The following is a 20095-nucleotide window of genomic DNA, read 5'->3' on the forward strand; positions in this document are numbered from 1 at the left end:
TGGGGCCAGGGCTTTGCATGCGGATGAGGGTAGTGCCTCCGTGTGATCAGTCGTGTGTCTCGCTCCAGGGCTCCACCACGAGTTTTTGATGGTGTTGCTCCAGGATCTCCCGGATCCATCGGCCCTCGGCGGCCTGGCGCGCCCGCAGGATGGGATCGCTCACCTGCACCGGGCTCAGGGCCTGATTGACGATCCAGCCGGCGGGTTCGATGCCGGCCCGACGCAGATCGGCCTGCAGGGCCGCCGCTTCATGTACGGGCGTGGCCTCGGGCAGGGTGCAGATGAGCACATGGGTGAAGGCCGGATCCCGCAATCGGGGCAGCAGTTGTTCCACCGCTTCGGGCACACCCTGACTCTGACGCCCCAACTCCCGGTGGTAGGCCTGCGCGGCATCCAGCAGGAGGATGGTGTGGCCGGTGGGGGCCGTGTCCAGGACCACGTACTGATCGCGGGCCTGATCGACGGTCCGGGCAAAGGCCTGGAAGACGGCGATCTCCTCGGTGCACGGGGAACGCAGGTCCTCCTCCAGCAACCGGCGACCTTCCTCGTCCAGATCCTTGCCCGCCGAGGCCATCACCGCTTCCCGGTAACGCCGGGTCTCCAGGGCCGGGTCCACCCGGCCAATGGTCATGCCTTCGGGGATCTCGCCCACGGCAGCCTCCACATGGGCCGCCGGGTCCGTGGTGGTCAGATGAACCCTGTGGCCCTGGCGGGCCAGGGTCATCGCGATGCGGGCTGCCAGGGTGGTCTTGCCCACGCCTCCCTTGCCCATGGTCATGATGGCACCATGGCCGTGGCGACCCAGGGCCTCCACCAGGGCCTCGAAGGTCTCACCTTCGGGCGGCTGAACCGGGTCGGTGGCGTCGGGTGGGGGTTCCGCCTCGGCCAGCAGGATGCGCAGCCCCTCCAGCCCCATGGGCGGGCGCCCCCGCAACGGGCGTTCGCTGCGGGGTAGATCGCGAAGCAGGGCGGGCATGCGCTCCAGTGCCCGGTGCCCGCGTGCCTCCAGGGCCCGGGCCACCGGATCTTCCGGGTCCCGTGCCTGGAACAGGCCATTCACCACCAGGTGCTGGTTGGCCACGCCCAGCTCCCGCAGTTCTCCACTGGAGCGGGCCGCTTCGTTCAGGGCCGCCGCTTCGGGGCGGGTCACGAGAATGAGCGTGGTGCGCTCGCCATCCCCGAGGCTGTCCACGGCACGGGCATAGATCTCTTTCTGGCTGGCCAGCCCCTCCAGCGGCCCCAGGCAGGAGGTGCCCGAGGTGTTGGTCTCGATGAATCCCGTCCAGGCACTGGGCAGGGACAGCAGGCGCAGGGTATGCCCCGTGGGTGCGGTGTCGAAGATCAGATGATCAAAGTCCTGGGTGGATGGGGTGTCGCCCAACAATGCGGCGAAGGCATCGAATGCGGCAATCTCCATGGTGCAGGCACCGGAGAGCTGCTCCTCCATGCTGTTCACCACCGCCTCCGGAAGCTTGCTCCGGTAGGGGCCCACCACCCGTTCGCGGTAGGCGGCGGCCGCCTTTTCCGGATCGATGTTCAGGGCCTTGAGGCCGGGAACCGCCGGGATGGGGGTGGGGGTGTCGGAAAGTGGGGTCTCCAGGACCTCATCCACGTTGGAGGCCGGGTCGGTGGAGATGAGCAGGACCCTTTTGCCCTGTTCCGCCAGGGCCAGGGCACTGGCACAGGCCAGCGAGGTCTTGCCCACGCCGCCCTTGCCGGTGAAGAAGAGATGTCGGGTAGGGGTGTGGAGGAAATTCATCAGGGGACCTCTCGATTCAGCTTTACCCACCAAGGGGAACAGCACGCTCTGAGCCCCTCTCCCGCTGGCGGGAGAGGGGGTGGGGTGAGGGCGGTGGATCTTCAGGTCAGCCGCAACAGCCGCTGCCCGGGCTGGTGCTCTTGCCGCATTCCGCCTCCAGCCCGGTCCATTGGGCCAGTTGCTCGCGATCCGGGTACACACCCTGGCTCATGACCGCCCCGTCCACCAGAAACACCGGCAGGGCGTCCTCGCCATCCTTCTCCAGAATGCTCTGGATGGTGGCGTTTTCCACGAAGGCTCCGGGTTGCTGGGACAGGTTGTAGCGGGTCACGCTCACCCCGGAATCACGCAGCCACGCCAGGTCACCCGCCAGCCGGGAGAGCCTGGGGTCCACGCTGGGTCCGCAAACGCCGCTGGCGCAGCACTGGGGAGGATCGAACACGGTGATCTCGGTCATGGGGGAAGCCCTCGTCGTGGATGACAATATGGGCCGAGAATACGCTATTCCATATATATGATCAACCGCATGTATGGGCCGCGCATGAGACGCCCCGGGCGCTAGAAACTGGCCTCCATGAACAGATAGGTACGATTGATATTCATACGGTGCCAATCGTCGTAATGGCGCAGGTGCCGGAATTGAGGCAGGTCCGCGAGGCGGCTCACCACTTCATCCAGTGTCTCCCAGTTCTCCAGACCTTCCCCCACCTGGCGCACCAGCAGGGCCAGGTAATCACCGGTATCCTGCTGCGCGGTGGCCAGGTCGGTGGCCTCGCCATGGCCGGGAACCACCACCTCCGGCTCCCAGGAGGCCATGGTCTCGAAGGCCTTGAGCTGTTCCACCGGATTACTCCATGGGTGAATGCCCAGCATGCGCTCGGTGTAGACCACGTCACCGGAGAAGACCACACCCTGATCTGGCAGATGCAGCAGGATGTCCCCCGGGAAGTGGGCATCTCCGGCATGGATCATCTCGAAGCGCACCCCGCCCAGCTCGAACGCATGATGATCCGAGGCGATGGGCGAGGGTGCCGGGCGTGGCTCGGTGCTTTCCATGGTCGCCGCGCCCAGGGTGTCCGTGAGGCGATCCAGGTGCTGTCGGGCAAACTCCGCCTGGGTGGCGGCAGTGCGTTCAAGGGCCAGGATCTCGGCACCCTGGGAGAGGAAGTAGTCATTGCCCAGCCAGCGGTGATCCTGGCTGCCCAGATTGATCACATGGGTGATGGGCTGGTCGGTCAGGTCAGCCACAGCCTGTTCAATGCGTTGGGCCACATGGTGGCTGGGGCCGCTATCGATCAGCACCACCCCTTCGTCGGTGATCACAAAACCCACGTTATTGTTCATGCCCAGGTTGGCCTGGGTTCGATTTTCCAGTGAGCCATAAAAGTAATGGATCTGCTCTGTGATGGCCCGCGGCTCGAGGATCCGTTCGATGGGTCGGTCCTCACCCGCCAAGGCTGTGGTCAGGGAGGAGATCATCAGTCCAATCAGGGTGGAGAGGAGTGCGGGGGCACGGGCAATCATGCTGTTCCTCGGTCATGTTGAAAAGTGGGAGGCGGGACGCCCCACCCCTTTTTATGCCAATCCAAGCATAAATATATGCCCGATCGCTGCCAAGCCCTCCTGAGGATCCGGCACGTCTTCGATTTGAGCCCGGGCCGCATGCCTGTTAGATTCATACGGTTATCTTCAGACTTCAGCAGGTGACCCGGGGCCTTCGTGGCCCATCCATCGGGTTGAAACGGGAAGCCGGTGACATCGCCCAGGCGATCACTCCGGCGCTGCCCCCGCAACGGTAAGTGGTGAACTTGGAGAACCCAGGCCACTGTGAGACCCCGTCCCCCGGGCGGATCTCATGGGAAGGCAGCTCTCCACCTTGAATACCCACCACAAGCCCGGAGACCGGCCTGTTGAAGACCAGGTGCCGCGGGGTGCGGCGTGCCGGGTGGAGCCGGACCGCGCTTGAGCTCTCCTCCGTGGCACGTACCGCCTTCGTGGCGCATCCATCCCATCGATGCGCGGGCGGCGCGCGAGCGAGCATTTCCATGATATCCAGATCAAGAATCCCGGCCACCATCGTCACCGGCTTTCTGGGCAGTGGCAAAACCACCCTGCTGCGTCATCTCCTGGACAATGCCCAGGGGCGGCGTATTGCCGTCATCGTCAACGAGTTTGGCGAACTGGGCATGGATGGGGAGATCCTCAAGGGTTGCGGCATCGGCTGCGATGAATCCGGAGAGGACGCCGGCACGCTCTACGAACTGGCCAATGGCTGTCTGTGCTGTACCGTGCAGGAGGCCTTTTATCCGGTGATGAAGGCCCTGATGGAGCGCCGGGACGAGATCGATCACATCCTCATCGAGACCTCCGGCCTGGCGCTGCCCAAGCCCCTGGTGCAGGCCTTCAACTGGCCGGAGATCAAGACCGGCTGCACCGTGGATGCCGTGGTCACCGTGGTGGACGTGCCCGCCACCGCCCAGGGACAGTTCGCCGCCAACCCCGAGGCGGTGGACCGGCAACGCCGCGCCGACCCGAACCTGGATCACGACTCCACACTTCATGAACTCTTCGAGGATCAGCTATCCGCGGCGGATCTGGTGGTGCTGAGCAAGACCGATCTTGTGGATGCGGCGGCAGTGGAGCGGGTCACGGCACTCGTGCGCGCCGAGATCCCGCCCCCGGTGAAAATCCTCTCCAGCGACCATGGGCGAGTGGATCCCGCGCTCATGATGGGGCTGGGCAGTGCCTCCGAAGCACATATCCACCTGCGCGCCGGGCATCATGACCATGCCCATGGGGAGGGAGATCATCACCATGATCATGACCACGATCAGTTCGACTCGGTGGTGGTGAGGCTGCCGCAGGTGGATCGCGACAGGCTGCTGGAACGGTTGCAGCAAGTGGTGCGGGATCACCGCATCTTCCGCGTGAAGGGCTTCGCGGCCCTGCCCGACAAGCGCATGCGCCTCGTGGTGCATGGGGTGGGAAGTCGTTTTGACAGCTACTTTGACCGCCCCTGGGGTGCCGGGGAGGATCGCGCAACCCGTCTGGTGCTGATCGGTCAGGACCTCTCGGCCGAGGCCCTGGAGCAGGCCCTGCAACCGGCGGTTCTGGCGGCGACGGCCTGATGCATCTGCTGGCGGCACAACCCGGCGGGTTCGTCGACGACGACTCGGTGATCACGCGTCTGGATCAGACGCCCGCCGATATCGTCATCCTCAGTGCCGCGGATACCACCCTGGCCCTGCTGGCCTCCCAATGCCCACAGGCCCGGTCGGGCCCCGTGGGGGAAGACAACTACCCATCCGTTCGCCTGGCCAACCTGCTGCACCTGAGCCAGCCGGCGTCGGTGGACCTGTACCTGGATGAGGTGCTGCAAAAGGCCCGCGTGATCATCATCGATCACCTGGGTGGCGAATCCTACTGGCCCTATGGCACGGAGCAGGTGTGGGCCCTGTGCCGACGCCGGGGTATCCGGTTGGTGATGTTTTCCGGGGACAATACCGAGGATGGCAACCTGCTCATGAAGAGTACGGTGGAGCCGGATATTTGCCGCGCCCTGTGGCGCTATCTGCGCGAGGGCGGCCCCGCCAACATCCGGGCCTTCTATGACTTTATCGGGGCCACCTTTTTCGATCTCCCCCTGGAGCCTCCGCCACCCAGGCCGCTGCCTCACATCGGCGTGTATCACCCCGAGCAGGATGTGGGCACGGTATCGGCCTGGCAGGCGCGCTGGCATGCGGGGGCGCCGGTGGTGGCCGTCCTCTTTTATCGCTCACATCTTCAGGCGGGCAATACCGCGGTCTTCGATGCCCTGTGCCAGGCACTGCTGAGCCGCGGCCTCAACCCCCTGCCCATGGCCCTGGTGTCCCTGAAGGATCCACTGTGTCTGGAGATGGTGCGACGCCTGTGCCGGGAACAGGGCGTGGCTATGATCCTGAACGCCACGGCCTTCTCCCGGGCCCAGGGGGCAGACGGCGAACAGGCCCTGGCGGATGATCGGCCGGTGCTGCAGGTGATCCTCTCGGGCGGCAACGAGGAGAACTGGCAGCGGGACGTGCATGGGCTGCAGCCCCGGGATATTGCCATGCAGGTGGCCCTGCCGGAGATGGATGGCCATGTCATTTCCCGGGCGGTGAGCTTCAAGGGCCTGGAGCGCCGCTGCCCGCATACCCAGACCGATGTGGTGCATTACCAGCCCCAGGCCGAGCGAATCGCGTTCGTCGCCGCCCTGGCCGAGCGCTGGTGTCGGCTGCGCAACACCCCGAATGGGGACAAGCGCCTGGCACTGATCCTGGCCAACTATCCCACCCGGGAGGGTCGCCTGGGCAATGGCGTGGGTCTGGATACCCCCGCCTCGGTCGTCGGGATTCTGCGCCGTCTGGAGGCGGAGGGGTATGCCGTGGACGGCATCCCCGATGACGGCGATGCCCTGATGAGTCGACTGTGCGAGGGTGTGACCAATGATCCTCAGCATCGGGCGACGCGTCCCGCCTGGCAAAGCCTGTCCATGGCGGACTACCGGCGTTACTTCGATGGCCTGCCCGAGGTCAATCGTCAGGCGGTACTGGCCCGCTGGGGCGCACCGGAGCAGGACCCCATGGTGCGACAGCAGCGCTTCATGATCGCCGGTCTGCGCTGCGGCCGGGTGTTCGTGGGCATCCAGCCGGCCCGCGGCTATCACCTGGACATGATGGCCAATTATCACGACCCGGATCTGGTCCCCCCGCATTACTACCTGGCCTTCTACGCCTGGCTGCGGCTGCAGTTTGGCTGTGATGCCATCATCCATGTGGGCAAGCACGGCAACCTGGAGTGGCTGCCGGGCAAGAGCGTGGCCTTGAGTGACACCTGCTGGCCGGACCTGATCTTCGGCGCCATGCCGCATCTCTATCCCTTCATCGTCAACGACCCTGGGGAGGGCACCCAGGCCAAGCGTCGTGCCCAGGCGGTGATCATCGATCACCTGATGCCGCCGCTCACCCGGGCCGAGAACTATGGGCCGACAAGGGATCTTGAGCGCCAGGTGGACGAATACTACGAGGCCCTGATGCTGGATCGTCGCCGCGCCGGGGTGCTGCGCAAGAACATCCTGGACAGCATCATCGCCCAGGACCTGCATCGGGACCTGGGTCTGGAGACGCCGGCGACCGAGGAGGAGGAGCAGTTGCTGCTCAACCGCACCGATGCCTATCTGTGTGAGCTCAAGGAAAGCCAGATCCGCGATGGTCTGCACATCTTCGGCGAATCCCCCGAGGGGCGCCAGGAACGTGACACCCTGCTGGCCCTGGCCCGCTACCCGATGGGGGACGGGCGAGAAGGCAACGACAGCCTGATCCGTGCCCTGGCCCGGGACCTGGATCTGGGTGAGGGGTTCGATCCCCTGGACGCCCACTGGGCCGATCCCTGGAAAGGTCCTCGTCCTGATGTGCTCCAGGCAGCCCTGGCCGACGAGCCCTGGCGCCACCAAGGGGATACCCGCGAGCGCCTGGAAGCCCTGGCCCGCTCCATCCTGGAACAGGGGTTGCCGGAAGCAGGGTGCGCCTGGCCCCGAACCCGCCCGGTGCTGGAGCGCATCCGCACACGCCTGCAACCGGACCTGCAAGCCTGCGGCCCGCGGGAACTCGGTGGGCTGTGTGACGGGCTTGAAGGACGCTTCGTGCCGCCCGGACCCAGCGGTGCCCCCTCCCGGGGGCGCCCGGATGTGCTGCCCACCGGGCGCAACTTCTTCTCGGTGGATGCCCGCGCCATCCCCACCGCCACCAGCTGGACCCTGGGCATGAAATCGGCGGCCCTGCTGGTGGAGAAATACATGCAGGAGCACGGGGATTATCCCCGCGCCATCGGGTTGTCCGTCTGGGGTACCGCCACCATGCGCACCGGTGGCGACGACATGGCCCAGGCCTTCGCCCTGATCGGCGTGCGGCCGCGCTGGTCCGCCGGCAGTCACCGGGTGACCGACTTCGAGATCCTGCCCCTGTCAGTGCTGGATCGCCCCCGCATCGATGTGACCCTGCGGGTGTCCGGGTTCTTTCGGGACGCCTTCGCCCACGTGATGCGGCTGTTCGACGCGGCGGTACAGGCGGTGGCGGAGCAGGACGAGCCGGAGGACCTGAACCCGATCCGTGCCCGCATTCAGCAGGAGAGCGCGGCGCTGGTCGCCCAGGGAATGGAGGCAGGCCAGGCGCGTCGGCAGGCGGGGTTCCGGGTCTTCGGTGCCCAGCCCGGCGCCTACGGGGCCGGCATGCAGGGGCTGATCGATTCCCGCCACTGGCAGGAGGATGCGGACCTGGCCCAGGCCTATCTCAACTGGGGTGCCTATGCCTACGGACAGGAGGATCACGGCACCCGCGTGCCTGCGGTGCTCACCCGGCGGCTTGCGGGGATCGATCTGGTGGTGCAGAACCAGGACAACCGGGAACATGACCTGCTGGATTCGGATGACTATTACCAGTTTCAGGGGGGCATGACGGCGGCGGTGCGTCACTTCAGCGGTCGTCAACCCGAGATCTACCATGGCGATCACAGTCATCCCCAGGCCCCGCGCATGAACACCCTGGAGTGGGAAATCAGCCGGGTGATCCGCTCCCGGGTCACCAATCCCAAGTGGATCGAAGGCGTCAAGCGACACGGTTACAAGGGGGCGTCGGAGATGGCCGCCACCGTGGAATATCTGTTCGCCTACGATGCCACGGCCCGGGTGGTGCGGGATGATCAGTATGCCCGCGTCACCGATGCCTACATCAATGACCCGGATACCCGGGGCTTCATCCAGGCCCACAACCCGGCCGCGTTGCACGAGATGTGCGAGCGTCTGCTGGAAGCCATGCAGCGGGGCCTGTGGGAGCACCCTGGCAACTATCGCCAGCAACTGGAAAACCACCTGCTGCAGACCGAAGAACACCTGGAAGGCTGATCCATGACCGCGCTGTCGATCCAATACCCGTTCACGGCCCTCAAGGGGGTGGCGCAACTGCAGAATGCCCTGCTGCTGGCGGCCATTGATCCCCTGATCGGCGGGGTGCTCATCGAAGGGCCTCGCGGCGCCGCCAAGACCACCAGCGCCCGGGCCCTGGCGCAGTTGCTGCCGGACGGCGGCTTCGTCAACCTGCCCCTGGGGACCAGTGAGGAACAGCTCCAGGGTTCGCTGGATATCGAGGCCGCGCTCAAGCAGGGGGATGCCTGTTTCAAGCCGGGGCTGCTGGCCCGGGCCCACCAGGGGGTGCTGTATGTGGACGAGGTGAACCTGCTGCCCGATGCCCTGGTGGATCTGTTGCTGGATGTGTCGGTGAGCGGCGTGAACCGCGTGGAGCGTGACGGCATCTCCCACCAGCATGAGGCGCGTTTCGTGCTGGTGGGCACCATGAATCCGGAGGAGGGGGAGTTGCGGCCCCAGCTCCTGGATCGTTTCGGTCTGCTGGTGCGCCTGAACGACATGATCGACGCCCCCACGCGCCGGGAGATCGTGCGCTCCCGGCTGGCCTTCGAGGCGGATCCGGAGGCATTCATCCGCACACACGAGACGGATCAGGAGGCGCTCAGGGAGCGCATCTGCCAGGCTCGCGCGCGACTGGAATCCCTGGCCTTCACCGACGGGGTGCACGATCGGGTGAGTGAAGTGTGTTTTGCCGCCGGCGTGGAAGGGGTGCGGGCAGATCTGGTGATGCTGCGGGCCGCGCGGGCCCATGCGGCCCTGGCGGATGCCGCTTGCATTCGGGACACGGATATTGATGCGGTGCAGGCCCTGGTGCTGGCGCATCGCCGCCGGGACCGCTCCGCGTCGTCACCCGACGAGGCATCGGGCCCGGAGCCCTCTGGCGAAGACCCGTCGCATGCGCCAGAGACGGCCGGTTCATCCCGATCGCAAGGCAGCGGCGCGGGAGATCATGATGCCCCCCGGGACACTGAAGCCACGGTGCCTGAGCGCGGCGGTCATGATCAGGACTGGGGTGCACTGCCTCCGGAACCCACCCCCATCCGGTCCCTGGCGCAGGTGAGGCCCCTGCCGACAAAAAAGCCCTGACGCGCTCGCCGGTGGCCGGTCAGCTGCCGGATGAGCGCGCGCCAGGGCCGGGGCGGTGGCGTCGTCCGCGCAAGCAGGCGCAAGCGGGCATCCATTGGCATCGCACCCTGCTGAACAAGGGGCCGGGACCGCTCCAGCCCGGGCATCTGGTGTACCGACCCCGCCGGGGGGGTGCCGGCATGCTGTATTGCCTGGTCCTGGACTGCTCCGCCTCCATGCTCAGGCAGGACAAGCTGGCCATGGCCAAGGGCCTGATCAGCGCCTGGGCCCATCAGCTGTACACGCAGCGGTCGGCGCTGGCGGTGGTGGGGTTTTCAGGGCAGGGTGCCTATATCCTGCGGCCGCCCTCCCGGGCCCCCCTGTGCAGCGATGCCTGGGTTGCCCCCATCCCCGGCGGCGGGGGCAGCCCGGTGGGGGCCGGTATTCAGCGGGCGCAGGACCTCATGGCCCAGGCAAAACGCCGCCATCCGGATCAGCCCATTGGTCTATGGCTGCTCACCGACGGCCGCACCACCCAGCAGCCCCCCCGACCCGACATCGCGGATTTCTGTGAGGTGGTGGATTTCGAGACCGAGGCCATTCGCCTCGGCGGCGCCCAGCGCATCGCCCGCGCCTGGCAGGCCCCGTGCTGGCCGGTGAGTGCCTTTATCGAGATGGGCTGAACTGGCTCAACGATACCCCATCAGGAACGGCAGTCCATCCTGGTAGGCAATCCCCACATCCACCTGATACACCGCGCGCAGGTGTTTTGGGGTGATGACCTCCGCAGGGGCGCCCGAAGCGACCACCTGGCCCTGGTCCAGCAGCACGATCCGATCGGCCAGTTGCGTGGCGATGTTGATCTCGTGGAGCACGACCAGGATGCCTTGCTGGTTGATCCGTGCCCGCTCACGCAGGATCTCCATGGTGTCGCGCTTGTGCTTCATGTCCAGATGGTTGGTGGGTTCGTCCAGGAGCAGGTAAGGGGTGTCCCGCACCAGGGCCCGGGCGATGGCGGCCTTCTGGCGTTGTCCGCCGCTGAGTTCGTCCAGGGGCCGGGCGGCCAGTGGCGTCAGTTCCAGACGTGCCAGAACCCGTTCCACCTTCTCCAGTGACGGCTGATCCGGGTACCAGGGGCTGTCGCGAAGCCCCAGCAGCACGCTCTCGAACACGGTCATCGGATAGACGATATCCGTGGCCTGCGGCACATAGGAGAGCCGCTGGGCGGCCTGCCAGCGGCGCATGCGCCTCAGGTCCTGGCCCTGAAGGGTGATGCGTCCGCTGTGCGGCTTGAGCAGACCCATGGCGCATTTGAGCAGGGTGGTCTTGCCCGAGCCGTTGGGCCCGAGCAGTGCCACCACCTCGCCCGGGCGGACCTGAAGGCACGCCCCCTTCAGGGTGGGCGTTGCGCGCCGATAACCGAAGGAGACATCTTCCAGGATCAGCCCATTCCGGGGACTCATGCGCTGCCTCCGGCACGATGGCGCAGGATCAGGTAGATGAACAGGGGGGATCCCACAAAGGCGGTGACCACGCCCACCGGCAGCACCACCGGGGCGAAGGCATGCAGGGAAATCAGGTCCGCCACCACCAGCAGCAGTCCGCCCATCAGTGCCGTGGCCGGCAACAGAAACCGGTGATCCGTGCCGATCATCAGCCGGGCCAGGTGCGGCGCCACCAGGCCCAGAAAGCCGATCCCGCCCGTGAAGGCCACCACCACCGCTACCAGCAGCGAGACCAGCAGCATCAGCAGGATGCGCAGGCGCTCCACCGGCAGGCCCAGACTCCTGGCCGTGTCATCCCCCAGGAGCAGGCGGTTGAGATCCACCGCCCGCCACAGAAAGATGGGCAGTACCAGCAGCAGTGTCAGGCTGATCAGGGTGGCGCTTTCCCAGTTGGCGCGGCTGAGGCTGCCCACCGTCCAGAACATCACCTCACGGGTGGCATAGGCGTCGGAGAAATAGATCACCAGCGTGGTGCAGGCACCAAAGAAATACATGAGCGCGATCCCCGCCAGGATCAGGCTCATGGGCGTGGCACCCTTCCATTGTCCGATCAGCAGGATCAGCAGTGAAACCCCGATGGCGAACAGGAAGGCGTTGGCCACGATGCCCACCACGCCGAAGGCGGAAAACCCGAAAATGATCACCAGCGCTGCCCCCAGGGAGGCCCCGGAAGACAGGCCCAGGGTGAAGGGGGAGGCCATGGGGTTGCGTAGCAGGGTCTGCAGGATCACCCCGCCCAGCGCCAGCCCCATGCCGGCGGTGAGGGCGGTGATGAGGCGTGGAAGGCGGATGTTCCAGACCACGTTCTGAATCTCCGGGCTCACCCATGCGCCGGGCAGGGCCGGGGCGAGCAGGGCCAGGATGGTCTGTGAGACGGGGATATCCATGGCCCCCAGGGTCAGGCCATGGAGACTGATGGCCACCAGGCCCAGGGCCAGCACCGCCAGAAGCAGGGCACGCCGGCGATTCTGGCGACGATAGGCAGCGATGGTATCGGGTGATCCCGCATCACCCGTGTGCCGTGTCGGGGTGGCCGTGTCCATGATGGTCACAGATCCTCAAAGCCGCTTTGCCGGGCAAGATGCTCATACAGCCCGGGTTTGCCGTAGAAGGTGTGGAGGATGTCCTCGCCAAGAAGTGCTGCATCCAGGTCCTCAAGGGCCTTTGGATACAGGATCCTGCCCATGCGGATCAGATCCACCAGTCCGGTGGCCAGATCCCAGCCCATGTAGGTGCCCTTGAAGCGATGCACCTGCCCGTCGCGGATGGCGGACACGTCCTGCAGACGGGCATCGTTCAGCACGGTGTCCAGGGACACCCGGCTCGCCTGGGAAGGGGTGTGCAGGAAGATATGCTCGGGGTCCCATTGCAGCAGTTGCTCGGCGGCGATTTCCCCGTCTCGACCGCGCCGCTGCGAGGCGACGTTGCGGGCACCCAGCTGTTCCAGCGGATAATAGAAGGCCACGTTGCTGAACAGGTTGGTGCGGTGGGCCAGGTAGACGCGGGGGGCGGCTTCGCCCTGGATGCGGGATTGCAGGGAGGAGACTTCCTGGCGATAACGCTCCAGCAGTTGCTCGGCACGGGCCTCCTGATCGAGGATGACGCCCATCAGGCCGTAGGCCCGCTCTATCCCGGCCATGATCTTCTCCGGATCGCGCTCCCTGCCGAGGGTGCTGACCGCCACCACCGGGATGCCCAGCTGCCGCTGCAATCGATCCGCATGGTCCGCCATGGCCTGGGTGGAGTCGCCCCGGGTGAAGGCCCAGTAGAAGAAGACGTCCGGGGAGACGCTCACCACCCTCTCCAGATTGATGTCCGATCCGGGCTGACCGCCTCCCAGTTGCGGGATGTCTTCAACCCCGGCCACCGCCAGCGCCTCGATGGTTTTCTCCCGGGAGAAACGGGAACCGAACATGTCGCCGGGGATGCCCACCAGGCGATCGTCCGCCTGCAGGTGCACCACCATGCGAAAGGCATCCACGTTCACCGTGGCGATGCGCTCCACATCCCTGGGCACGCTGACCTGTCGGCCCAGCATGTCCTGGATCTCGCGCATGGGAACATCGGCCTGGTCCTTGTCGAGTCTGGCGTCGGGTGCGGGGGCATCACAGCCGACGAGGATCATCAGGATCACCATCAGCATCGATACCCGGGCAGGGGCGCGCATGGGCGCCCATGGAGTCATCATCGCGTTCTGCATGGAATGCTTTCCGTGGTTGAATGGATTCGGGCGCAGGCTGGATACCGGTTTGTCAGAATCTCAGCGTGGCACTCACCCGGATGTCCCGGCCGGGTTCGTCCCGCACGAGGATGCGGCCATCATCATCCGTGTCCGCCAGCGAGGTGTGCCGGGCATATCGGGTGTCCAGGAGGTTGTGAATCACCAGCGACAGGGTCAGACGGTCGTTCAGGCCGGGGTCCCACTGGGCCTGCAGGTCGTGGAGGCTGTAGCCATCACGTGGTGGTGCGTCGTCGGGTACCTGGGTGAGGTCATCCACCCAGGTGAAGGTGTATCCCAGGGTCAGGCTGTCCAGGGCCGCCCAGCGATGATCCCAGACGAAGCGATCCCCGCCGGTGCCGCCCCGTCGCCGTGATACCGCCTGGGGATTGCCGTCCTCGTCCAGGGTTTCGGCACTGAAGAACGAGATATGGGTGTCGTACCGGCCCGCGCCCCAGCTTCCGCGGATCTCGTAGCCGCGTGTGCGCAGGGTATCCTCCCGGTTGCGGATGGTCCCCACAAACGGTGGCTCAAAGCCGCAGCGTCGGCTGGCAAAGGGGCTTCCCCAGGGGTCATCCCGGTCCACGCTGTTGCGCAAGCGGGTGTCGAACAGGGTGAGTTCCAGTTGCAGCCGATCCCGATCGACCAGGGCATCCCGGGCTTCGTATCGCACGCCCGCCTCCCGGCGACGGGACTTTTCCGCCTTGAAGGGCTCGCCATCATTGAGGTTGGTGTCCTCGTTGATGTAGGCCATCCAGCCGACGGGGATGATCCCGGTGCCGCTCACCGCCTCCCCATAACCGGCAAAGGCGGTCAGGCCGGCGGGGAGTGCCACTTCCGCGCTCACGTTGGGGGAAACGGCGCTTCCCGACAGTGTCTGCTGGTGAAATTCGGTGGAGAAGTCATCGAAACGCGCCCCCAGGGAGAGCGACAGGCGTCCCCGGTGCATGCGATTCTGGATGAAGGCCCCCAGGTTGCGGGACTCACTGGAGATGCTCGGGCCCTCTGTTCGTCCCTCTTCCAGGTAATAGTCCACGCCCAGGGTCAGCCGGTGCTGGATGCCCGCGTGATCAAGGTGGAAGGTATTCCTGGCATCGCCGCCGTATTCCCGGGTGCGGATTCGGGTGTCGTTGTCGAGTCGCTGCAGTTGATGGTCGGTGTAATAGAGGCGTCCGTTCCAGTCCAGCCAGCTCCTCGGGGCGTCATAGGCATGCTGCAGGGTCCAGCGATGCTGTCTCACACGTTGACCCACCTCATCCTGGGCCTGGTCCTCGCGGGGGTCGCCGAAGTCGCTACCCCGGGACCCATAGGGATGATCGCCGGTGAATGTGTGGCGCTGGGCACCCAGTCGGATCTCCTGACCTTGTGTGGGCAGTCGGCTAAGCCGCAGCAGGTAGTCGCGGTCCTGTCCACCGGAATGGGGCATGGTTTCGCCCCCGCCAATACGGTAATCCTCACGATTCACGGCCCGCAGATGGGCCAGGGCACCCCAGTCCTCGTTCAGCCGGGTCATGAGGGAGGTTGAACCCAGCCATGCCTCATCCGCGCTGGCATACGCGGCTTTCATGCGAGCGCCCTGTTGCTGGTCTGGCAGGAGCAGGTCCTGGGCATCCTTGGTGGTGAATGCCACGCGCCCCCCCAGGGCCCCGGGGCCCTGGTCGGCCGAGGGGCGGGGGTCCACTTCCACTTGCCTGATCAGATCAGGGTCCAGACCGCTGAGGCTGCCCCGATGCTGGTGGAGATTGCGGCCTTCGCGGGCGCCGTCGATGTTCACATTGAGATTGCTGGCTTCCAGTCCGCGCAGATAAAGGCGCTGCGCGTTGCGACTGCCGCCGCCCACATCCACGGAGACCTCGGAGCGGAAGATGTCCGCAACATCCAGGGGCTGGTGCCTGCGAATGTCCTCGTCGGTGATTCGGCGGTTCGAAGGGGGTCGGGACTCAAGAACGATGCGGTCCAGTTCAACGACGTCAGATGGATCATGGCTGGCCTGGCCCGCAAAGCCGGGCGACATCAGGGTGCCGGACACCATGGCCAGTAAAAGGGGATTCGACTTGTGCATGGACGTTCCTTGCGCGCACCACCCCGTGCGCGGTGATCGGATGGACCACGGGGTGTCAGCGAAGGAGGGCCGAACGAGAGGAACGCACCACCGGGAAGGCGGGAGGGTTATCCGTGACCGGCCCCGACCGCAGCACCCCGCAGTGTTCGGGTCTGTTCAGGGCCGGTCTCCGGACTTGTGGCCTGGAGGGCGATGACGCCCTCCGGCAGATCTGCCTTCCCACACGGCCCGCCCGAACAAGGACGTGAGCCGCGCAGTGGCATGAGAGAATCTGCCGTTACCACCTACCGTTGCGGGGGCAGTGCCGGACTTGCCAGGTCAACCTGGCTGCACCGGACTTCCCGTTTAACCTGCCAGACCGGGACGGTCGACAGGCACCCAGAACAACCGCGGAGACTATCAGGTTAATTGGCGCCGATTCAACTTGACGAAGGGTGCTGATTCTGGAACCGGCTCCCGTGCAGCGTGTGTTTGTGCACAGGCGGGCTGGGGCCTAGTCGATTGCCCGGTTTTCTGTCAAGGGGAAATCACCCATGGAGGACATTCAGAATAAATCTATATAAATTATTGAGTTAGCCTAGGGTGGCGATTTTTTGACCAATCTGACGGCAATGCCCGTCAGGCCAGGCTTTTCGGGGTTTGCCGACACGCTGTCCACAAAGATATCCACAGGATCTGTGGACAGCGTGTCCGCCACCTGGAAGACGCGCAAATGATCAACCGATAAATTTTTCGATGACGGCTGGATGTGGTCGTCAACGCCGCTCCAGGCGTTGGCAGACCTGCTCGAAGTAATCTGCGCTCAGCGCTGGATTCATGCCCCGTTCCCGTCCCAGCCGGTCCAGTAATAGCCTTAGGCGCTTCGAATGCTGATCCTTGAGCGACTGATCCGTAGCCGTCGCCAATAGATCTTCCACCTCACGGATTTCCTTGCGCAAACGCAGTTCCTCCGGGATGAAACCACCGTTACGCAGGAGCCGATAGGCCGTGCGCAGCTCCTCGGGCACCATGGAGTCGTCTTCCAGGTTCAGTGGCTTGCCAGCACCGGGCAGATCCTGAAAGTCGCCCCGCCGCTCGGCTTCCTCAATGCGGGCTTCCACCATGCGGTCGATGAGATACATGGGCTGATAAGTGTCGGGGGTGACGAAGCTTTGCCGGAGGCGGGAAGGGACATCAGAATGATGGCAAGTTATCGATTCTGATGTCCCTTTCGCAAGGAGTCACTGACTCTCTGAGGATTCCGTAGTGGGCGGTGTGGGCTTAACTTCCAGTGGTCCGCGCCGCTTTAAAATCTCCGGGTGCATCAAGGATGTTGCGCTTTATGCGCCACATTACTTCAAGAGTCTTGAGTTGCACGGCGATGAACGGGAGCATGACCAGAAGATGTGCCCAGCTGCCCGCCTGCAGTACGCCGCTGTTGATCAGGCCCAGGTGAATGAAGAACATGCCGAAAACGAAGAACGCCACGCCCGGGCAGATCAGAGCAAAGGTGCCGGCATTGCCCTGGCTTCCCCGGGAATAGTCGCGGAAATAACCGAGGCGCTGCATCACGGCATAGCCGATCAGCCCGAAGAGGATCTGTGCAGACAGGATGGCGGCACCCAGGATCAGCAGCGAGCTGTAGTTGACCGATTGGTCAAACCCCTGTTGCAGGCCATAGGACAGACGGATCCAGGTGATGCCCAGCAGGGTCAGGATGGGGATGATGATCCACAGGCTGGGGCTGGCCGCCACATTGATGCCCTTGACCATCATGGCCTGGAAGCCGTGTACCAGCTTGATCACCGACAGCAGGATGGCGGCGGTGAAAAAGAACATGGACAGCAGGAGGGCAATGATGGCGGTGGCCTGCGTTTCGCTCATCATGGCCGGTGCTGCCAGGCCCACGGCGATCATGGCCAGGGCGAAGATGGCGATCATGGGCGCCAGACTGTTATTGGACGAGAAATCCACGTTGCCTTCGGTGAGGGTGCGGGCAAAGTAGGTGGTCAGGATCTTCAGGGCGTATACCCCCACCGCCATGAAGGCCAGTAGCGCCAGCGGGAACAGGTATTCCACCACCGACCACAGGTTGGGCACGAACAGTGCGCCCAGCACGAACATCATGTTGATGGACATGGCCAGGGTGAGGGGAATGGCCATCAGGGAGATCTCGTTGTTGCTGCAGCGCAGCTGGGTGAATGCCGGCGTGCGGCGGAACTGGCGGTATTCGCGGATGTTCCAGGCCAGCAGCCGGAAGTGCAGCGCAGCGAGGAGGACCACGGCCAGCAGCACCAGCGCCAGCCCGACCGATGCGGGCGTCACCGGGCCGGTGAGGATGGGCCACAGGTGATTGAAGGTGGCCATGGAGGGCTGGGGGCGTTCCACCAGAAACATGGGGTACATGAAGAACGAAACGGCCAGACCGCCTGCCCCCAGGGCTGCCAGGAAGAAGAGGGGATGGTACGACTCGTTGAGGTCGCGTTTGAGCATCAAGGTTCCTTGGATGGCGTGGATCAATATCCGTATATTATAAATTGCTAATATATTTCTGGCAAACCCGGACCTTGGTCCGGGAATGGGGTGTGGGTGGCTTAGTGACACTCCATGGGCAGGAATTCAAACTGCCGATGACAGGCGATGCACACGTTCTGCACATTCACCAGGCGATGCATGATCTCCTGGCTGGGCGCACCCTGCCGGGATTGCTCGGCAATGTCGTCGAATCCCAGGCGCATGGCCCGGTACATCTCCACGAAATCCGGAGACAGATTGGCCGCCATGCGCTCGAAGCGCCTCAGCTCCCGCTGGTTTGTCCGATGCGGCCGACCTTCTTCCTCATAGGCTTGCGCCAGCAACTTCATGCGTTCCAGCATGGCCGAAGTGGGGCGAAAATCCTCGGCCAGGGTGGCGATGCCCTCATGATCATCCTCCAGTGCGGAGGCGAGAATACCGTTGGAGATCTCCAGAAACTCCCGCATGTGGCCCAGCAGGTGCTGACGGTCATCGTCGCAAAGATGCAGGGCCGTGCGTGGTTGACCTGGATCCGCATGCACCGGAGTCATCATCATCAACAGCATGATCAGCAGAAGAAAAAGGGCCGGAATGCCCGAGCGATATGCGTGTGGTCTTGTCATGGCTTGAATCTGTCCGCGTGTTCAGGAAAAAGGCGGCTCAGCGCAGCGAGTAGCGCAGTCCCACTCGGTAGAACCGACCCGGGTCGGCCAGCAGGCTGCTGTCATTGTTGGCGTCGAACAGGTTGTCGATGCCGCCATAGAGTTCCAGGTTGTCCCAGTGTCGGGGCTGGAAGCTGGCGGTCAGGTCAGCCACGGTGTAGCTGCTGTCCCGCTCGGTGTTGTCGGCATCCAGATAACGCTGGCCCACGTGACGCACGCGCACCTGCCAGAATTGCCTGTCATCGGGTGCCCAGTTGAGGCCGGCCACGGCGGTGATGTCGGGGCTGTTGGACAGGGTTTTCCCGGTGTTGCGATTCTCGGCGTCCACCCAGGTGCCGGAAAGGTCGGCGTGCACCGTGCGGGTGACAGGTAGTGACAGCAGGCCCTCCAGGCCACGGATGCGGGCCTCACCCACGTTGCGGAAGGTGATGTATTCCGTGTCCAGGGGCTGTTCACGTACGCGCTCCACCCGGTCGCGAATGTCGGTGTGGAAGGCAGTGAGTTCGTAGCGCCCACCGCCAATCCGTCCCAGGAGGCCCAGTTCCCAGGTTTCGCTTCGTTCCGGCTTCAGGTCATGAGGCGTCTTGCCGACACTGGGGTCGGACACATGGGCACCGAGCATGGGCATGCCGCGTGGATTGATATGGTTGGAATCGTAGTCGCGATTCTCGGGCACCTTGAAGCCCTGGGCGTAGTTGAAGCGCAAGCGGGAGGCTTCGGTCAGGGCGTAGACGCCACCGGCCTTCACGGTGGTGCTGTCTTCGCCCACACTGGCCTCGTCGTAGCGGGCGCCGTAAACCAGATCCAGACGTTCGCTGGCCTGCCACTCGTGCTGGATGAAGGCACCGCCATGCCAGCGGTCATCGCCATCGCGGTACTGGGCAACGGCTGCCAGTGTGTGTTCGGCGGCGGGACTCCAGGTGGCCAGCAGGTCGTTGATGGTCTCGGTCAGGATCACATCCCTGCCTCCGGCATCCGTCTGGTCCCGGTTGTCAAAGCCCAGGTCGCGCCAGGGGATTGCGGTGACGGAGCGTTCCTTTTCATAGCGGCTCTGATACAGGTTGTAACGCAGCCCGAAGCGTTCGTCGGGACGCCAGTCCAGGGTGCCGGAGACATCGGTGCGACGGTTATCGTCGGTCCAGCGGGTGGGGATGTTGAAGGCTGGAATGGTCTGGTGTTGTTTCCCAGATTATTCCACGCCCCTTTTCCCACACAGATCCTGGCTACAGGCCGAGTGTTTTCCCGGATTATGCCCTCGGGTGGAAGATTCCTGGAAGGTGAACGGATGCGGGAAGCTGGGGGCGCGAGCCTTGGGTGACTCGCGCCCGGGGGCAAGGACTCAGAAGGGATCCTGCTCGTCGTCGAACAGGGAGGTCTGGCGGGTGTCGATGGAG

The 20095-nt window shown here is 64.7% G+C and carries 15 protein-coding genes and 2 riboswitches; of the genes, 4 read left to right on the forward strand and 11 right to left on the reverse strand.

The window, feature by feature from the left end:
- Positions 1-46: 46 nt before the first annotated feature.
- From arsA to ECTHA_RS0100085, 3 genes are all read right to left on the reverse strand, one after another.
- The gene (gene arsA / locus ECTHA_RS0100075; RefSeq protein ID WP_025282406.1) at positions 47-1759 is read right to left on the reverse strand and encodes an arsenical pump-driving ATPase; all 1713 of its coding nucleotides are present in this window, start codon (positions 1757-1759) and stop codon (positions 47-49) included.
- A gap of 106 nt (positions 1760-1865) precedes the next feature.
- Positions 1866-2216: an arsenite efflux transporter metallochaperone ArsD gene (gene arsD, locus ECTHA_RS0100080; protein WP_025282407.1), complete on the reverse strand. Its 351-nt coding sequence runs from the start codon at positions 2214-2216 to the stop codon at positions 1866-1868.
- A 101-nt stretch (positions 2217-2317) separates the two neighbouring features.
- The gene (locus tag ECTHA_RS0100085) at positions 2318-3283 is read right to left on the reverse strand and encodes an MBL fold metallo-hydrolase (protein WP_025282408.1); all 966 of its coding nucleotides are present in this window, start codon (positions 3281-3283) and stop codon (positions 2318-2320) included.
- 160 nt (positions 3284-3443) lie between these two features.
- Positions 3444-3684: riboswitch (cobalamin riboswitch) on the forward strand.
- 120 nt (positions 3685-3804) lie between these two features.
- On the opposite strand from ECTHA_RS0100085, the gene cobW reads away from it, so the two are divergent.
- The 4 genes from cobW to ECTHA_RS16325 are packed head-to-tail and all read left to right on the forward strand — an operon-like array spanning position 3805 to position 10444.
- Complete coding sequence (gene cobW, locus ECTHA_RS0100090; protein WP_029762586.1) at positions 3805-4887, forward strand: cobalamin biosynthesis protein CobW; 1083 nt, start codon at positions 3805-3807, stop codon at positions 4885-4887.
- Entirely contained in the window at positions 4887-8675 is a 3789-nt protein-coding gene (gene cobN / locus ECTHA_RS0100095) for a cobaltochelatase subunit CobN (protein WP_025282410.1), read from the forward strand. Before cobW ends, cobN begins: the two co-directional genes overlap by 1 nt.
- A gap of 3 nt (positions 8676-8678) precedes the next feature.
- Positions 8679-9782 carry a magnesium chelatase ATPase subunit I gene (locus ECTHA_RS0100100; RefSeq protein ID WP_025282411.1) on the forward strand — a complete coding sequence of 368 codons (1104 nt, stop codon included), beginning with the start codon at positions 8679-8681 and terminating at the stop codon, positions 9780-9782.
- An 11-nt stretch (positions 9783-9793) separates the two neighbouring features.
- The gene (locus tag ECTHA_RS16325) at positions 9794-10444 is read left to right on the forward strand and encodes a vWA domain-containing protein (RefSeq protein WP_244875606.1); all 651 of its coding nucleotides are present in this window, start codon (positions 9794-9796) and stop codon (positions 10442-10444) included.
- A gap of 6 nt (positions 10445-10450) precedes the next feature.
- On the opposite strand, the gene ECTHA_RS16330 is transcribed toward ECTHA_RS16325, so the two are convergent.
- The 8 genes from ECTHA_RS16330 to ECTHA_RS16345 form a co-directional block, all read right to left on the reverse strand.
- A complete protein-coding gene (locus ECTHA_RS16330; RefSeq protein ID WP_035368881.1) occupies positions 10451-11224 on the reverse strand; it encodes an ABC transporter ATP-binding protein in 774 nt (257 codons plus the stop codon).
- Positions 11221-12309 (reverse strand): FecCD family ABC transporter permease, encoded by a 1089-nt coding sequence (locus ECTHA_RS16335; RefSeq protein ID WP_084306610.1) that lies wholly within the window; start codon positions 12307-12309, stop codon positions 11221-11223. Before ECTHA_RS16335 ends, ECTHA_RS16330 begins: the two co-directional genes overlap by 4 nt.
- 5 nt (positions 12310-12314) lie before the next feature.
- A complete protein-coding gene (locus ECTHA_RS0100120) occupies positions 12315-13466 on the reverse strand; it encodes an ABC transporter substrate-binding protein (protein WP_084306557.1) in 1152 nt (383 codons plus the stop codon).
- Between the two features lie 52 nt (positions 13467-13518).
- Positions 13519-15546 carry a TonB-dependent receptor domain-containing protein gene (locus ECTHA_RS16340; RefSeq protein ID WP_051582512.1) on the reverse strand — a complete coding sequence of 676 codons (2028 nt, stop codon included), beginning with the start codon at positions 15544-15546 and terminating at the stop codon, positions 13519-13521.
- A gap of 143 nt (positions 15547-15689) precedes the next feature.
- A riboswitch (cobalamin riboswitch) is annotated at positions 15690-15943 on the reverse strand.
- Between the two features lie 358 nt (positions 15944-16301).
- Entirely contained in the window at positions 16302-16667 is a 366-nt protein-coding gene (locus tag ECTHA_RS0100130; protein WP_025282418.1) for a DnaJ family domain-containing protein, read from the reverse strand.
- 139 nt (positions 16668-16806) lie between these two features.
- Positions 16807-18018 (reverse strand): TsoY family (seleno)protein, encoded by a 1212-nt coding sequence (locus ECTHA_RS0100135; protein WP_025282419.1) that lies wholly within the window; start codon positions 18016-18018, stop codon positions 16807-16809.
- 101 nt (positions 18019-18119) lie between these two features.
- On the reverse strand, positions 18120-18662 hold the full coding sequence (locus tag ECTHA_RS0100140; protein WP_025282420.1) for a hypothetical protein: 543 nt from the start codon (positions 18660-18662) through the stop codon (positions 18120-18122).
- A gap of 37 nt (positions 18663-18699) precedes the next feature.
- Positions 18700-19869, reverse strand: coding sequence for a TonB-dependent receptor domain-containing protein (locus ECTHA_RS16345; RefSeq protein WP_084306558.1), 1170 nt, complete (start codon positions 19867-19869; stop codon positions 18700-18702).
- Between the last annotated feature and the right edge of the window lie 226 nt (positions 19870-20095).

Origin of the sequence: Ectothiorhodospira haloalkaliphila ATCC 51935, from assembly GCF_000633935.1 — a bacterium.
GTDB lineage: Bacteria > Pseudomonadota > Gammaproteobacteria > Ectothiorhodospirales > Ectothiorhodospiraceae > Ectothiorhodospira > Ectothiorhodospira haloalkaliphila.

Bases quoted from the DNA above. Each gene is read 5' to 3' on its own strand.
- arsA (WP_025282406.1), bottom strand. From the start codon at position 1,759: ATGAATTTCCTCCACACCCCTACCCGACATCTCTTCTTCACCGGCAAG.
- arsD (WP_025282407.1), bottom strand. From the start codon at position 2,216: ATGACCGAGATCACCGTGTTCGATCCTCCCCAGTGCTGCGCCAGCGGC.
- ECTHA_RS0100085 (WP_025282408.1), bottom strand. From the start codon at position 3,283: ATGATTGCCCGTGCCCCCGCACTCCTCTCCACCCTGATTGGACTGATG.
- cobW (WP_029762586.1), top strand. From the start codon at position 3,805: ATGATATCCAGATCAAGAATCCCGGCCACCATCGTCACCGGCTTTCTG.
- cobN (WP_025282410.1), top strand. From the start codon at position 4,887: ATGCATCTGCTGGCGGCACAACCCGGCGGGTTCGTCGACGACGACTCG.
- ECTHA_RS0100100 (WP_025282411.1), top strand. From the start codon at position 8,679: ATGACCGCGCTGTCGATCCAATACCCGTTCACGGCCCTCAAGGGGGTG.
- ECTHA_RS16330 (WP_035368881.1), bottom strand. From the start codon at position 11,224: ATGAGTCCCCGGAATGGGCTGATCCTGGAAGATGTCTCCTTCGGTTAT.
- ECTHA_RS16335 (WP_084306610.1), bottom strand. From the start codon at position 12,309: ATGGACACGGCCACCCCGACACGGCACACGGGTGATGCGGGATCACCC.
- ECTHA_RS0100120 (WP_084306557.1), bottom strand. From the start codon at position 13,466: ATGCAGAACGCGATGATGACTCCATGGGCGCCCATGCGCGCCCCTGCC.
- ECTHA_RS16340 (WP_051582512.1), bottom strand. From the start codon at position 15,546: ATGCACAAGTCGAATCCCCTTTTACTGGCCATGGTGTCCGGCACCCTG.
- ECTHA_RS0100130 (WP_025282418.1), bottom strand. From the start codon at position 16,667: ATGTATCTCATCGACCGCATGGTGGAAGCCCGCATTGAGGAAGCCGAG.
- ECTHA_RS0100135 (WP_025282419.1), bottom strand. From the start codon at position 18,018: ATGCTCAAACGCGACCTCAACGAGTCGTACCATCCCCTCTTCTTCCTG.
- ECTHA_RS0100140 (WP_025282420.1), bottom strand. From the start codon at position 18,662: ATGACAAGACCACACGCATATCGCTCGGGCATTCCGGCCCTTTTTCTT.